This is a genomic window from Solwaraspora sp. WMMA2059, from assembly GCF_027497315.1.
Taxonomy (GTDB): Bacteria; Actinomycetota; Actinomycetes; order Mycobacteriales; family Micromonosporaceae; genus Micromonospora_E.
In genome coordinates this window covers 5,206,173-5,220,004 of sequence record NZ_CP114908.1, presented here as the reverse complement: position 1 = coordinate 5,220,004, position 13,832 = coordinate 5,206,173, and the positions used below count along the sequence as shown (strand labels likewise).

General features: G+C 71.1%; 15 protein-coding genes and 1 riboswitch. Of the genes, 12 read left to right on the top strand and 3 right to left on the bottom strand.

Features of this window, described 5'->3' with window-relative positions; genetic code table 11:
* The first annotated feature begins 212 nt into the window (after window positions 1–212).
* The 10 genes from O7553_RS23865 (at window position 213) to thiC (ending at window position 7,827) form a co-directional block, all read left to right on the top strand.
* Entirely contained in the window at window positions 213–1,088 is an 876-nt protein-coding gene (locus O7553_RS23865; RefSeq protein WP_281551877.1) for a helix-turn-helix transcriptional regulator, read from the top strand.
* A complete protein-coding gene (locus O7553_RS23860; protein WP_281551876.1) occupies window positions 1,085–1,285 on the top strand; it encodes a DUF397 domain-containing protein in 201 nt (66 codons plus the stop codon). The genes O7553_RS23865 and O7553_RS23860 overlap by 4 nt, the downstream gene beginning before the upstream one ends.
* A gap of 84 nt (window positions 1,286–1,369) precedes the next feature.
* A complete protein-coding gene (locus O7553_RS23855; protein WP_281551875.1) occupies window positions 1,370–1,570 on the top strand; it encodes a DUF397 domain-containing protein in 201 nt (66 codons plus the stop codon).
* 253 nt (window positions 1,571–1,823) lie between these two features.
* Window positions 1,824–1,935: riboswitch (TPP riboswitch) on the top strand.
* On the top strand, window positions 1,930–2,601 hold the full coding sequence (locus O7553_RS23850; RefSeq protein ID WP_281551874.1) for a thiamine phosphate synthase: 672 nt from the start codon (window positions 1,930–1,932) through the stop codon (window positions 2,599–2,601). Its footprint overlaps the riboswitch before it by 6 nt.
* Window positions 2,598–3,758, top strand: a complete 1,161-nt coding sequence (gene thiO, locus O7553_RS23845) for a glycine oxidase ThiO (protein ID WP_281551873.1) — start codon at window positions 2,598–2,600, stop codon at window positions 3,756–3,758. The genes O7553_RS23850 and thiO overlap by 4 nt, the downstream gene beginning before the upstream one ends.
* Window positions 3,749–3,949 (top strand): sulfur carrier protein ThiS, encoded by a 201-nt coding sequence (thiS, locus tag O7553_RS23840; protein ID WP_278173720.1) that lies wholly within the window; start codon window positions 3,749–3,751, stop codon window positions 3,947–3,949. Before thiO ends, thiS begins: the two co-directional genes overlap by 10 nt.
* 5 nt (window positions 3,950–3,954) lie before the next feature.
* Window positions 3,955–4,725: a thiazole synthase gene (locus O7553_RS23835; RefSeq protein ID WP_281551872.1), complete on the top strand. Its 771-nt coding sequence runs from the start codon at window positions 3,955–3,957 to the stop codon at window positions 4,723–4,725.
* A complete protein-coding gene (locus O7553_RS23830) occupies window positions 4,722–5,318 on the top strand; it encodes a thiamine phosphate synthase (RefSeq protein WP_281551871.1) in 597 nt (198 codons plus the stop codon). The genes O7553_RS23835 and O7553_RS23830 overlap by 4 nt, the downstream gene beginning before the upstream one ends.
* Entirely contained in the window at window positions 5,318–6,235 is a 918-nt protein-coding gene (thiD, locus tag O7553_RS23825) for a bifunctional hydroxymethylpyrimidine kinase/phosphomethylpyrimidine kinase (RefSeq protein ID WP_281551870.1), read from the top strand. Before O7553_RS23830 ends, thiD begins: the two co-directional genes overlap by 1 nt.
* A complete protein-coding gene (gene thiC, locus O7553_RS23820; protein WP_281551869.1) occupies window positions 6,235–7,827 on the top strand; it encodes a phosphomethylpyrimidine synthase ThiC in 1,593 nt (530 codons plus the stop codon). The genes thiD and thiC overlap by 1 nt, the downstream gene beginning before the upstream one ends.
* Here thiC and O7553_RS23815 read toward each other — a convergent pair.
* The 3 genes from O7553_RS23815 to O7553_RS23805 all read right to left on the bottom strand — a co-directional run bounded on the left by O7553_RS23815 (window position 7,809) and on the right by O7553_RS23805 (window position 11,133).
* Window positions 7,809–9,335 (bottom strand): hypothetical protein, encoded by a 1,527-nt coding sequence (locus O7553_RS23815; protein WP_281551868.1) that lies wholly within the window; start codon window positions 9,333–9,335, stop codon window positions 7,809–7,811. The genes thiC and O7553_RS23815 overlap by 19 nt on opposite strands.
* 68 nt (window positions 9,336–9,403) lie before the next feature.
* Window positions 9,404–10,345, bottom strand: coding sequence for an LLM class F420-dependent oxidoreductase (locus O7553_RS23810; RefSeq protein WP_281551867.1), 942 nt, complete (start codon window positions 10,343–10,345; stop codon window positions 9,404–9,406).
* A 2-nt stretch (window positions 10,346–10,347) separates the two neighbouring features.
* Window positions 10,348–11,133, bottom strand: coding sequence for an ABC transporter ATP-binding protein (locus O7553_RS23805; protein WP_281551866.1), 786 nt, complete (start codon window positions 11,131–11,133; stop codon window positions 10,348–10,350).
* 304 nt (window positions 11,134–11,437) lie between these two features.
* Here O7553_RS23805 and O7553_RS23800 point away from each other — a divergent pair, with 304 nt between their 5' ends.
* Together O7553_RS23800 and O7553_RS23795 are read left to right on the top strand one after the other, a co-directional pair.
* Window positions 11,438–12,472 carry an ABC transporter substrate-binding protein gene (locus O7553_RS23800; RefSeq protein WP_281551865.1) on the top strand — a complete coding sequence of 345 codons (1,035 nt, stop codon included), beginning with the start codon at window positions 11,438–11,440 and terminating at the stop codon, window positions 12,470–12,472.
* Between the two features lie 433 nt (window positions 12,473–12,905).
* Window positions 12,906–13,745: an ABC transporter permease gene (locus O7553_RS23795; protein WP_281551864.1), complete on the top strand. Its 840-nt coding sequence runs from the start codon at window positions 12,906–12,908 to the stop codon at window positions 13,743–13,745.
* The last annotated feature ends 87 nt before the right edge of the window (window positions 13,746–13,832 follow it).

Genomic DNA, 13,832 nt, shown 5'->3' with positions numbered 1-13,832 from the left:
CCGCCGATGATCAGGTAACTGCATTGCGTGGAGTGGAGACCGGCTGCGGATCGTGGTGCTTCATGCCGATTCGCAGGCCAGCCGTCAGTCGATGATCAATTGGCGGTCGACAACGCTGTCGTGGTCTCGTGGTAGAGATATGTCAACTGTCGAGTGACTGTCGCCTGTCGATCTTCATGTCGTCGTTGAGTGGCATATCTGGAGGTGGCAACGTGCCCGCAGCATTGTTGAACTCGTCGGTGCCCCGGCGGCAGCTCGGTCGGGAGCTGCGTCGGCTGCGTGAGCGGTTGGCCGGGGTGCCGCAGACCACGGCGGCCCGGGAGTTGGAGTGGCCGGCGACCAAGCTGCTGCGGATGGAGCGGGGTGAGGTGCCGATCCGCACCGAGGACGTGGTGCTGCTCTGCGAGCTGTACGGCGCTGACCTGAAGACCGTCGAGGCGCTGGCCGCGCTGGCTCCGAAGACCAAGGAGAAGGGCTGGTGGCACGACTACGCCAGCATCCCGTCCTGGTTCGAGCTGTTCATCGGTCTGGAGGAGGCCGCCGCCCACCTCCGCGAATTCCATACGGAGCTCGTCTCCGGCGTGCTGCAGACCCGCCCGTACGCAACTGCCGTGTTCAGCGTGAACCAGTACGAAGTGCCGGCGGAGGAGATCGAGCGCAGGGTCGAGATGCGGATGCGTCGCGCGCGGTTGCTGACCCGAATGGAGCCCTACCTGCCCAGGTTCGACATCGTGCTCGACGAAGCGATCCTGCGTCGACCGATCGGCAGCGGTCAGACCATGGCCGGACAGTTGCGTCGGCTGGCTCAGGCCGGGGAGCAGCCGAATGTCTCGATCCGGGTGCTGCCCTTCAGCGCCGGGCTGCACGCCGGCCTGATGGCGCACGGTTCGTTCACTCTTCTTGATTTTCCAGAAGGGAACGAGCCGACGACTGTCTACGTGGAGGAGCTGACAGGAGCTCTGTTCCTCGATCGGCCGGATGAGGCTGAGCGGTACGCTTGGACCTTCACCGACATCGCTGGCCGGGCGCTGAGCGAGCAGGCCAGTCGTGACCTCTTCTGGCGGACCGCGAAGGAGTACGAGTCATGATCGATCTTTCCGGAGCTAGCTGGCGCAAGAGCAGCCGATCAAACAACCAGGGTCAGTGCGTCGAGGTGGCGGACGGACTGGGTGGGGTCGTCGGGGTGCGGGACTCGAAGGATCCGGCTGGTCCGGTGCTGGTGGTCGCCCCGGCAAGCTGGTCACGCTTCGTCGCCGCTACCAAGAACAGCACCCTCACGAGTTGATTGGCGGTCGGTGGAGTTCCGCCGCGACGCCGCCTCGTGACTTCGACCGCCGAGGCGTGATCCGATCCGTAAGGGAGTACGGCGATGATCGACTTTGGTTCCACCAACTGGCGGAAGAGCAGCCGGTCGAACAACCAGGGCGAGTGTGTCGAGGTGGCGGACGGGCCGGGTGGCGTTGTCGGGGTGCGGGACTCGAAGGATCCGGCTGGTCCGGTGCTGGTAGTCGCCCCAGCGAGCTGGTCGAGTTTCGTCGCCGCCGCGAGGGCTGGCACCTTCACCAGCTGACGCTTCTGGGTCCGGCCGACCAGAGGGTCGCGTAGGGCGGCTGCGGGAACCCCGAAGGGCCACCTGCGCTACCGCGGACAGCATGACTACCGGCAGTCACCTGCGCCAATGTCGCATCCGGTCTGCGTGTGATCTTTGTTCGCCCAGCTGATGGTGAGCCTGGTCACGGCCGACAGCGGCGGGGTGGGCAGCGACCGAAGGTTGCCTCGGATCGGCCCTTGGCGGATCGACGAGACCGTCGTACGGTAACAGGCAAGTAACCCACGGGAGCCCGGTGCACCGGGCTGAGAGGGAGGCTGACGCGGCCTCCGACCGTCGAACCTGATCCGGGTAATGCCGGCGCAGGGAGGAGCGTTGCCGTGCCGTCCCTTGGGCGACTGCATCTGATCACCGACACCCGACCCGGGTGCGACCCGCTCGGCGTACTGCGGGCCGCGCTGGCCGCCGCCCGCGCCGCCGGCGCCGCCGCCGACCTGGTCGTGCAGGTCCGCGTCGAGGACGACATGTCCGACCGGGACGCGTACGACCTGACCGTGCGCGCGGTCGCCGAATGTGCCGCGTACCAGGTGACCTGCCTGGTCAACGACCGGTTGCACGTCGCGCTCGCGACCGGTGCGGCCGGCGCGCACGTCGGCGCGCTGGACCTCCCGGTCGACGCCGCCCGCCGGGTGCTCGGGCCGGCCGCGATCCTCGGTGCCACCGCTCGCGAGCCGGCCACCGGGCGGGCGGCGGTCGCGGCCGGGGCGACGTACCTGGGGGTCGGGCCGTGCTACGCCACCGGCACGAAGACCGGGCTGCCCGACCCGATCGGGCCGGCCGGGCTGGCCGCCGTCGCCGCTACGGTCGACGTGCCGGTGATCGCGATCGCCGGGGTCACTGTGGACCGGGTTGTGCAGCTGCTGGCCGCCGGGGCGCACGGGGTCGCGGTGGTCGGCGCGATCGCCGGAGCCGCCGATCCGGGCCGGGCCACTGCTGACCTGCTGACCGCGGTACGGCAGCGGCCCGCCGCCGGGACGGGCGCGACACGATGACCGGGCCGGCCGAGGGCGCGGATGTGGCGGTGGTCGGCGGCGGGCCGATCGGGATGAGTATCGCCTGGCGGTGCGCCCAGCGCGGGCTGCGTACCGCGCTCCACGACCCGGCACCCGGGTCCGGGGCGTCCTCGGTGGCCGCCGGGATGCTCGCCCCGGTCGCCGAGTCGCACTTCGGCGAGGCCGAGCTGACCCGGCTGCTGGTCGACTCGGCGGCCCGCTGGCCGGCGTTCGCCGCCGAGCTGACCGCCGTCACCGGCCAGGACATCGGCTACCGCACCGACGGCACGCTGGTCGTCACGCTCACCGGCGACGACCGGCGCGAGGCGGAGCGGCTCTGGGCGTACCAGCGGAGTCTGGACCTGCCGATCACGCTGCTGCGCGGCACGGCGCTGCGCGAGCGCGAACCGGCGTTGGCGCCGAGGGTGCGCGGCGGTGCGCTGATGCCCGACGACCACCAGGTCGACCCGCGTCGGCTGGTCGGGGCGTTGGACACCGCGCTGGACCGGGCCGGGGTGACCGTCGTCCCGCAGCCGGTCACCGATGTTTCCGCACTGGACGCGCGGGTCGTCGTGGTCGCCGCCGGCTGCGGATCGGCGGCGCTGACCGGGCTGCCGGTCCGCCCGGTAAAAGGCCAGATCCTGCGGCTGCGGGCCCCCGGCGGCGCCGTCGGGTTCCGGCACGTGATCCGGGGGTACGCCGACGGCCGGCACGTCTACCTGGTGCCCCGCGCCGACGGTGAGGTTGTCGTCGGCGCCACCGTCGAGGAACGGGGCGACACCATCGTCACCGCCGGAGCGGTGCTGGAACTGCTGCGCGCCGCCGCCGACCTGCTGCCGGAGATCGCCGAGCACGAGCTGGTCGAGGCGCAGGCGGCGGCCCGGCCCGGCACGCCGGACAACGCGCCGCTGCTCGGCTGGCACCAGCAGCCCGGCGTCGGCTCCGCAGGCAGAGGCGGCGGCGGCACCGCAGGCCGGGAAGTGCTGGTGGCGACCGGGCATCACCGGCACGGCATCGTGCTGACCCCGGTGACCGCCGACCTGATCGCCGACATGGCGGCCGGGGACGATCCGGATCCGGCGCTGGCACCGTTTCGGCCCGGCCGGTTCACCGCCGCGAACAGGGAACTCGCAGGGGAGGAGCAGCCGTGGAGTTGATCGTCAACGGGGCACCGATGACCGCGCCGACCGGGACCTTGCTGGTCGACGTCGTCCGGGCGGTCACCGACCGGGCACGCGGCGTCGCCGTCGCCGTCAACGGTGAAGTGGTGCCGCGCAGCGGCTGGTCGGCCGAGCAGCTGTGCGACGGTGACCGGGTCGAAGTGCTGATCGCGGCGCAGGGCGGGTGAGCCGGATGCCGTTCACCGTCGCCGGGCACAGCTTCGACTCCCGGCTGATCCTCGGCACCGGCGGCGCCGCCAACCTGCACATCCTGGAGCAGGCGATTGCGGCCAGTGGCACCGGTCTGGTCACGGTCGCGCTGCGCCGGGTGGACAGCGCCGCCACGATGCACGGCGGCCTGCTCGACCTGCTGGAGCGCTGCGGCGTACGGCTGCTGCCGAACACCGCCGGCTGCTACACCGCCACCGAGGCGGTCAAGGTGGCCCACCTGGCCCGCGAGGCGTTCGACACCGACTGGGTGAAGCTGGAGGTCGTCGGCGACGAACGGACCCTGCTGCCGGACGGCGCCGAGCTGCTGCGCGCCGCCGAGCAGCTGGTCGACGACGGTTTCACCGTGCTGCCGTACACCACCGACGATCCGGTGCTGGCCCGCCGGCTGGCCGACGCCGGCTGCGCGGCGGTGATGCCGGCCGGTGCACCGATCGGCTCCGGGCTTGGCATCCTCAACCCGCACCACATCCGACTGATCCGACAGTCGGTGGACATTCCCGTGGTGCTGGACGCGGGGGTCGGCACTGCCTCCGACGCCGCGCTCGCGATGGAACTCGGCTGCGACGCGGTGCTGCTGGCCAGCGCGGTGACCCGGGCCGCCGACCCGGTCGCGATGGCCACCGCCATGCGGCACGCCATCGAAGCGGGCCGGTTGGCCGGCCGGGCCGGGCGGATCCCCCGTCGCTACCACGCCCTGGCATCCACTCCCGACGATGGGCGGCCCGAGCTGTGAACGGGATCATCCTGCTCACCGACCGCCGGCAGACCGCCCGGCCGCTGCCGGAGGTGGTCGCGGCGGCGGTGGCCGGCGGGCTCCGGCAGGTGGTGCTGCGGGAACGGGACCTGCCCCGGGCACAACGTGCCGCGTTGGCCGACCGGTTGCGCGGCATCCTCGCCCCGGTCGGCGGGACGCTGATCGTCGCCGGGCCGGACCCGCTGGGCGGTGACGCGGTGCACCTGCGCGCCGCCGGGCCGTACCCGCCACCGGTGTTCGGACTGGTCGGCCGCTCCTGTCACGACGAGACCGAGCTCGGTCGACTGACCACGGAGGACTACGTGACGGTGTCGCCGGTCTTCGCGACCGCGTCCAAACCCGGGTACGGTCCGCCGCTGGGGCCGGCCGGGCTGGCCCGTCTGGTCCGAGTGGCCGCCGGCCGGCCGGTGGTCGCGCTCGCCGGGGTGACCACAGCGGAGCAGGTCGCCGCCTGCCGGGCGGCCGGTGCCGTCGGGGCGGCGGTGATGGGCGCGGTGATGCGCGCCGCCGACCCGGCGGCGGTCGCGGCGGAGCTGGTCGCGGCTGCGTCACCGGCCGAGGTGAGCAGTTGATGGCCAGCGACCGAGGTGAGCTGCTGATGGCCGGCGACCGAACCACTCCGGTGGTGGCGATGACGATCGCCGGCTCCGATTCCGGCGGCGGGGCCGGCATCCAGGCGGACCTGAAGGTCTTCGCCGCGCTCGGCGTCTACGGCACCAGCGCGATCACTGCGGTGACCGCGCAGAACACCACCGGCGTCACCAGCGTCCATCAGCTGCCGGCCGGTCAGGTACGGGCCCAGATCGAGGCGGTCCGCGCCGACCTTCCGGTGCGCGCGGTGAAAACCGGCATGCTCGGTACGGCCCGGATCGCCGGGGCGGTCGCCGCGCTGGCCCGGGCCGGGGAGCTGCCGAACCTGGTGGTCGATCCGGTGCTGGTCTCGACCAGCGGGCACCGGCTCGGTGTGGTCGGCGCGGTCGAGCGGCTGCTGCCGTACGCGCTGGTCGCGACGCCGAATCGGGCGGAGGCCTCGGCGTTGGTCGGCTGGCCGGTGCGGACCGTCGACGAGATGGCCCGAGCCGCCGTCGAGCTGGCCGCCGGCGGACCGAGGTTCGTGGTGGTGACCGGTGGCGACCCGGACGGTACGTCGACCGACCCGGCGGCGGTCGACGTGGTCGCGACCGCGAACCCGGCGGTCGACGTCGCCGGAACCGCTGTCGCCGGCTGGCGGCTGGCCGGCGAACGGATGGACACCCGCAACACACACGGCACCGGGTGCAGCTTCGCGGCGGCGGTGGCAGCCCGGTTGGCGCTCGGCGACGACGTGCCGGCGGCGTTGGTCTTCGCCAAGGAGTACGTCGCGCGGGCGCTCGCTGGTGCCCGGCACTGGCGGTTGGGCTCCGGCCACGGCCCGATCGACCACTTTGGATGGTCGCACCAGGTGGCTCAGCACCGGTTGTTCGGCAACTACCTGAAGGAGGCCCACTGATGCAGGCTCGGCGCAAGGTGTACGTGCAAGGACCGCGACCGGACATCCAGGTGCCGTTCGCCGAGGTGACGCTGACCGGCGACAATCCGCCGGTGCGCCTCTACGACACGTCGGGTCCGGGGTCGGACCCGCAGGTCGGGCTGGCCGCGCTGCGCGGGCGGTGGATCGCCGAGCGTGGCGATGTCGCCCCGGTGCGCGGTGCGGGCACCCCGCTGGCTGGGGCCCACGGGCGTCGGCCGACCCAGTTGGCGTACGCCCGGGCCGGGACCGTCACCCCGGAGATGGAGTTCGTCGCGTTGCGGGAGAACCTGCCGGCCGAGGTGGTACGGGAGGAGATCGCCGCCGGACGTGCGGTGCTGCCGGCCAACGTCAACCACCCGGAGTCCGAGCCGATGATCATCGGTGGTCGGTTCCTGGTGAAGGTGAACGCCAACATCGGCACCTCGGCGGTCTCGTCGTCGGTGGCCGAGGAGGTGGAGAAGCTGACCTGGGCCACCCGGTGGGGTGCGGACACGGTGATGGACCTGTCCACCGGCAAGCGGATCCACGAGACCCGCGAGGCGATCGTGCGCAACTCGGCGGTGCCGATCGGTACGGTCCCGATCTACCAGGCGTTGGAGAAGGTCGGTGGGGATCCGGTCAAGCTGAGCTGGGACGTGTTCCGGGAGACCGTGATCGAGCAGGCCGAGCAGGGCGTCGACTACATGACGGTGCATGCCGGGGTGCTGCTGCCGTACGTGCCGTTGGCGGTCGACCGGGTCACCGGGATCGTCTCCCGGGGCGGGTCGATCATGGCTGCCTGGTGCCTGGCGCACCACCAGGAGAACTTCCTCTACACGAACTTCGCCGAGTTGTGCGAGATCCTGGCCCGCTACGACGTGACCTTCTCACTGGGCGACGGGCTGCGGCCGGGGTCGATCGCCGACGCCAACGACGCCGCCCAGTTCGCCGAGCTGCGGACGTTGGGCGAGTTGACCAGCATCGCGTGGGAGCACGACGTGCAGGTGATGATCGAGGGCCCCGGCCACGTGCCGATGCACAAGATCAAGGAGAACGTGGACCTGCAGCAGGAGCTGTGCCACCAGGCGCCGTTCTACACCCTCGGCCCGCTGACCACCGACATCGCCCCAGCGTACGACCACATCACCTCGGCGATCGGGGCTGCCATGATCGGCATGTTCGGCACCGCGATGCTCTGTTACGTCACCCCGAAGGAGCACCTGGGGCTGCCGGACCGCGACGACGTCAAGGCCGGGGTGATCGCGTACAAGATCGCGGCGCACGCGGCCGACCTGGCCAAGGGACATCCGGGAGCGCAGGCCTGGGACGACGCGTTGTCCAAGGCGCGGTTCGAGTTCCGCTGGGAGGACCAGTTCAACCTGTCGCTGGATCCGGAGACGGCGCGGTCCTACCACGACGCGACGCTGCCGGCCGAGCCGGCGAAGTCGGCCCACTTCTGCTCGATGTGCGGCCCGAAGTTCTGCTCGATGAAAATCACGCAGGATCTGAAGGAGTACGCCCAACAGGGTATGAAGGACAAATCAGATGAATTCGTCGCATCCGGTGGTCGGGTCTACCTGCCGTTGGCCTGATCGTCGGCGCCACTACGGCTCCGCCCGTCGGCGCGGCGGGGTTGCCGGCGCAGCTCGCTGACCCAGTCGACATGTTCGGCGTCCTCGTCGGTCAGTGTCGGGGTGGGTGCCGGCCGCCGCTGCCGCATGAACCGTGGCCGGGGGATTCGGCCGGCCGCAGGTGCGGCGGTCGGCGCGGTGGGTGGTGGGGCGACCGGTTGCGGCGCGACCGGCGGTGGGGCGACCGGTTGCGGCGTCGGCCGGTCGACGGCACCGGTCACCGGCACCGGAGCCGGAGTCGGCGGTCCCTCTGGCGAGATCGGCGTCGGGTCGACACGGGGGATGACCGCCGCGGGTGTCGGCGGCGGACGATCACCCGGGTGCGCCTGAGCGGCGATCGGCGCTGGTGATGCTGCGGTCGGGTCTGTCCCGGTCGGGTCCGGTGCGGGTCGGCCGGGCGCGGGTCGGGTGGGCATCGGCGGGCCAGGTACCGGCGGCGCTGCAGGACCGGGTGACACCCGCCCGAGGGGTGCCGGATCGGCGGAGGTCTTTTCAGATAGGGCAGTTTCCGCTACCGATTCGCGGCTCCCGGTCGAGCCGTCGGCGGGTCCGGCGGGGGTTCCGACAGCGGTTGCGGGCCTTCCGGTTGCGGTTCCGGCCGGCCGACCGGGCTGGCGCACGGCAGCCACAGTGATCGAACCGACGACTCCGGCGGCCACCGCCAGCAGCGCCGCCCGGTAGGGGTCGTCCTGGTAGGACCCAGCCCGGCCGGCCCCGGCGACCAGGTACGCGGCGTTGAGGACCGCCGGTCCGGCCATTCCGGACACCGCCGTCGCAACCGTCGGCACCGCCCGCCTCCGGGCCAGCCCGCTCACCGCCGCGCCGAGCACCAGCGCCAGCGCCGGTAGCAGCACGAACAGTTGCCAGCCGGGGTCACCCGGGTCGAGCGCGACCGGTTCGAGTACCCCGGGTCGGATCCCGCCGACGGCGTCACCCGCCCACAGGTCTGGGGCAGCGGACCCGACCGCCAGCAGCCAGAGCGCACCGCTGAACACCAGCAAGTTCCAGCGCATCGCCGGATGGGCCAGCGCGGCCAGTGCCGCAGGCAGACCTACCACCGCCCCGATCCCGCCGATCAGGGCGGCGACCGTCACCGGATCGGCGACCCCGGTCGACGCCTGCGCCGGCAGCACCGACAACCCGACCACGGCGAGCGCCGCACCGATCGTGGCGATCAGCGCCAGGACGACCCGGCGGACCGCCGTACGGACCGCCGACACGCGCAGGTGCCGGGCCCGACGCTGCTCGGCGACCCGTTGCGCCACGCACGCGCCGACGACGGCAGCGACGATCGCGAACCAGGCGAGCCAGGTCAGCTGCGTCGGCCAGAGATCAGCGGTCGGCCCGGCGAAGTCGCGGCGCAGGCGTACCAGTTGGAGACCGTAAGCGGCACCAAGCTGGACGGCACCGGCGAACGCCGCCACACCGAATGCCGTTGTGATCGCTCTGAGCCAGGTCCGCAAGGCCATGCCGGGAGGTTACGGCCGGCCGCCCGCACTGTCGACCTGGACCGGGCGACCGCCGCCGGGCCGGTGGGTCAGCCCAGCTGAGGCAGCACCTCGGCAGCGACCAGCTCCAGGTGGTCCAAATCGGCGAGGTCGATGAACCGCAGGTGTACCCGGCTGGTACCGACCGCCGAGAACTCCCCGATCCGGTCCACCAGTTGGGCCGGCGAACCGATCACCGGGTCCTCCGGCGGCAGGGCGCTCTTCTCGTGCAGCGGCGCGGCGCGGCGCTGCGCCTCGGCGTCGGTACGCCCGATCGCGATGACGATGCCGGCCGACATGGTCAGCGGCGGTCGGCCCTGCTCGGTGCGCCCGGTCCGGTGACAGGCCTCGGTCACCCGCTCGTAAGCCGCCGCGGTCTCGGCGACCGACTTGAACGGCATGTTGAACTCGTCGGCAAACTGGGCAGCGAGCTCCGGGGTCCGCTTCGGCCCTCGTCCGCCGATGATGATCGGCGGGCCGGCCGGCTGCGCCGGCTTCGGTAGCGCCGGAGCGTCGACCAGCTGGTAGTGGTCGCCGTGGAAGCTGAACCTGTCACCGACCGGAGTACGCCACAGCCCGGTGATCACCTCGAGCTGCTCGGCCAACCGGTCGAAGCGTTCCCCGACGGACGGGAACGGCAGCCCGTAGGCGGTGTGCTCCCGGGCGTACCAGCCGGCCCCGATGCCGAGGTCGACCCGGCCGCCGCTCATCTGGTCGACCTGAGCGACCATCACGGCGAGTGGCCCGGGCAGCCGGAAGGTCGCCGAGGTGACCAGCGTGCCGAGCCGGATCCGGGAGGTCTCCCGGGCCAGCGCGGCCAGGGTCAGCCAGGCGTCGGTCGGCCCCGGCAGCGCCAGTTCCTCGCCCATCGACTGGTAGTGGTCGGCCCGCAGGTAGCCCTCGAACCCGGACTCCTCGGCGAGCCGGGCCAGCCGGAGCTGGTCGTCGTAGCTGGCGCCGCGGTGCGGCTCGGTGAACACGCTGACCCGCATGGTCAGTACCCTCCGATCCCGGCCGTCGCCGGTGCGTCGCGTTCCATCAGCACCTCGTGCAGCTCCGCACTGCACCGGGCTACGTCCTCGGTGTGCGCGTTGCGCCCCAGGCTGCGGGGGCGGGGAATGTCGATCGGTACGATCTTGCGGATTCGCCCTGGTCGAGGGCTCAGCACCACGACCCGGTCGGCGAGCAGGACGGCTTCGTCGATCGAGTGGGTGACGAAGACGATGGTCGCCGCGCGCTCCATGTGGATCCGTTGCAGCTCGACGGAGAGCTCCTCCCGGGTCAGCGCGTCCAGCGCCGAGAACGGCTCGTCCATCAGCAGCACCTGTGGTTCGGCGAGCAACGAGCGGCACAGCGACACCCGCTGCTGCATGCCGCCGGACAGCTCGTGCGGCAGCCGCTTGTCGAAGCCGGCCAGCCCGACCATCTCCAGCAGTTCCAAGGCCTTTGCCCGGTGCTGCCTGCGGCGCAACCCGAAGATCTCCGCCGGCAGCAGAACATTGTCCAGCACTGATCGCCAGGGCAGCAGGGCCGGGCGTTGGAAGAGCATCGCAATGTCCCGACGTGGTTTGACCACCTGCTGACCACCGACAGTGATCTCGCCGGCCGTCGTCGGAAGCAGTCCGGCGATGAGCCTGAGCAGGGTGGACTTGCCACAGCCGGAACGACCGACGACCGCGACGAACTCACCGGCGGTCACCGAGAGGTCGATGCCGCGCAGTGCCTCTACTGTGCCGGAGCGACCGGCGAACGTCCGTCCGACTCCGCTGAGCTGGATCATGGGGCCGACAGTTCCCTCGTCCTGAGTCGATCAACAAGCGGGGGACAGAGTATCCGGATCGTGCCGGCCACGCACCACCCGCGCGGTAAACACTTTTGATTGCGATGCAGGGTCCACGATGCCCGGCTGTCGCATTGGTCAGGTTTCCCTCGTACTCTGTTGCCCGCGAAGTTTCCCAACGCGACCGCGGCACCGGTCCGGCCCCCACCGAGCGGCTGCCGCGCCGGACCAACTACCCCCTCCGGTCGCCTCGACGACCTGCGGGTTCGTCGAGGGGCCGTCGGGTTGGAAAGGACACACGTTCATGACAAGGCTCACCCGTACGATCGCCGCCACGGCCCTCGCGGCGGCGCTCGCGGTCACTGCCGGCTGCAGCGCGGACGACGGTGGCGAGGCGAATGCCGGTGGCACCGAGGAATTGAAGAAAGTGACGTATCTCACTTCCTTCGGTAACTTCGGCCGGGACTCCTACGCCTGGGTCGCCAAGGACAAGGGCTTCTTCGAGGAGGCCGGGTTCGACGTAGAGGTCAAAGCAGGTGCCGGCACCGGCGACAACATCAAGACCGTCGTCGCTGGACAGGCGCACTTCACCCCGATCGACATGACCGGCGGGCTGCTGCAGTACGGCAACGGCGAGGCGAAGGACTTCGTCGTGGTCGCCGGCATCCAGCAGCGCACCATGGCGGCGATCATCGCGCTCGACGGCAGCGGCATCACCACCCCCAAGGACCTGGAGGGCAAGACGCTCGCCGACGCCCCCGGCTCGGTGGTGCGCAACCTGTTCCCGACGTACGCCTCGCTGGCCGGCATCGACGAGACCAAGGTCGAGTGGGTCAACGGCGCTCCGCAGACCCTGATGGGCACCCTGGCCTCCGGGTCGGTGGACGGCATCGGCCAGTTCGTGGTCGGTAAGCCCACTGTGGAGACCGTCGCGCAGGGCAAGACCGCCGTGGTGCTGCCGTACAGCGACATCATGACCGACCTGTACGGCAACGTGCTGATCACCTCGACGGCGATCGCCGAGGAGGACCCGGAGATGGTGAAGCGCTTCAGCGCGGCACTGCTCAAGGGCCTGGAGTACAGCATCACCAACCCGGAGGAGGCCGGCGAGATCCTGGCCGAGAACGTGGAGGAGGCCAACCCGGCCGCCGCCGCCGCCGAACTGGAACTGATGGCCGCCTTCGTGAAGTCGACCAGCTCCGGTGTGCCGGTCGGTGCGCTGGACAGCCAGCGGATCGCCCGCAGCATCGCGATCCTGCAGGGCGCCGGAGCGATCCCGCCGGGCCTGGAGCCGGAGCAGGTCGTCAACTTCGACCTGGCCCCGAACGCCGAATCCTGACCGACCCGGGTGCGGGTGGGTGGGCCACCGTCCGGTGACCCACCCGCCCGCACCCGGCGGCTCGGCGAGCCTGAGGAGTGTCGTTGACATCTCCCCCTGCTGAAGTAGGGAGATTCGACCCTCACGGGTCGAGCTTTCTGCTTGACCGACCACTGCCGACCCGAATCAACGGCGAGGGACGGAGTACCGCCCATCGGTCCTACACGGTCTCCACAGACGTCACTTCCCACCAGCCCGGCGGTAGGCCCGACCAGCCTGGCTGTCACCGGAAGGACTACGCCACGTTGGCACACCTGTTCGCACGCCGGATCTCCCGGTGTGTGAGTAGTGGACGTCGATCCGCCTCGGCGGCGAGTCGACCTTCCCTGCCGTGCTCCGCAGGTGTCCGTTTCCTTCCCGGCCGGAAGGCCGGAGTATCCACGGAAGGCATCTGATGACCGTACTCAAACCGGCGCAGGCGCCACCGGTACGCGCCGCGACCACCGCTCCGGTCCGCCGCCCCGCCGGCGGCCGGGTCGCCGCAGTCGGACTACCGCTGCTCGGCGTGGCGGTGACGGTGACCGCGTGGTGGCTCGCCACCAGCGTGTTCAACCTGGTGCACTCGGTGGTGCTGCCACCCCCGCAGGACGTGTACGCGGCGTTCTCCCTGCGGATGCCACGACTGCTGGAACATTCCCTGGCGACCACCACCTCGACCGTCGTCGGGTTTGCGATCTCCACCGTCATCGGGGTGCTGATCGGACTGGCGCTGGCCGGCTCCCAGGTGGCCGAGCGGATGTTCGCTCCGCTGCTGGTGGCGCTCAACGCCGTACCGAAGATCGTGCTTGCCCCACTGCTCGTGGTCACCCTCGGCTGGGGTCAGCAGTCGATTCTCACCATGGTCTTCCTGCTCTGCTTCTTTCCGATCGTGCTCTCCACGGTGACCGGTCTGACCTCGACCCCGGCCGACCTGGCCGAGCTGGCCCGGTCACTGGACGCGTCCCGCTGGCAGACCTTCCGCAAGATCCGCTTCCCGGCGGCGTTGCCGCAGATCTTCGTCGGCCTGAAGGTCGCGATGCCGTTGGCGGCGATCGGTGCCGTGATCGGCGAGTTCCAGGCCGGTGAGGAAGGGCTGGGCTACATGACCCTGCAGTTCAGCGGGATGGGCGAGAACTCCGCCGCCTGGGCGGCGATCGTGTTGATCGGGCTGATGAGCATCCTGCTCTACTTCGCGCTGGTCGCCTTCGAACGGTTGCTGCTGCCGTGGGTGCGGGAGACGACGTCGGCCCGCTGACGTCACCACCATGTCGCGCCCGCCCCGGACGTCGTGCGCCCGCCAGGAGTTGTTCCTGGCGGGCGCACGAGACCGGACCGTGCCGGG

What these genes read in the sequence shown, in the direction of transcription:
- O7553_RS23805 (WP_281551866.1), bottom strand. Translation starts at nt 11,133, where the DNA reads ATGATCCAGCTCAGCGGAGTCGGACGGACGTTCGCCGGTCGCTCCGGC.
- thiC (WP_281551869.1), top strand. Translation starts at nt 6,235, where the DNA reads ATGCAGGCTCGGCGCAAGGTGTACGTGCAAGGACCGCGACCGGACATC.
- O7553_RS23860 (WP_281551876.1), top strand. Translation starts at nt 1,085, where the DNA reads ATGATCGATCTTTCCGGAGCTAGCTGGCGCAAGAGCAGCCGATCAAAC.
- thiO (WP_281551873.1), top strand. Translation starts at nt 2,598, where the DNA reads ATGACCGGGCCGGCCGAGGGCGCGGATGTGGCGGTGGTCGGCGGCGGG.
- O7553_RS23855 (WP_281551875.1), top strand. Translation starts at nt 1,370, where the DNA reads ATGATCGACTTTGGTTCCACCAACTGGCGGAAGAGCAGCCGGTCGAAC.
- thiD (WP_281551870.1), top strand. Translation starts at nt 5,318, where the DNA reads ATGGCCAGCGACCGAGGTGAGCTGCTGATGGCCGGCGACCGAACCACT.
- O7553_RS23810 (WP_281551867.1), bottom strand. Translation starts at nt 10,345, where the DNA reads ATGCGGGTCAGCGTGTTCACCGAGCCGCACCGCGGCGCCAGCTACGAC.
- O7553_RS23795 (WP_281551864.1), top strand. Translation starts at nt 12,906, where the DNA reads ATGACCGTACTCAAACCGGCGCAGGCGCCACCGGTACGCGCCGCGACC.
- O7553_RS23835 (WP_281551872.1), top strand. Translation starts at nt 3,955, where the DNA reads ATGCCGTTCACCGTCGCCGGGCACAGCTTCGACTCCCGGCTGATCCTC.
- O7553_RS23815 (WP_281551868.1), bottom strand. Translation starts at nt 9,335, where the DNA reads ATGGCCTTGCGGACCTGGCTCAGAGCGATCACAACGGCATTCGGTGTG.
- O7553_RS23800 (WP_281551865.1), top strand. Translation starts at nt 11,438, where the DNA reads ATGACAAGGCTCACCCGTACGATCGCCGCCACGGCCCTCGCGGCGGCG.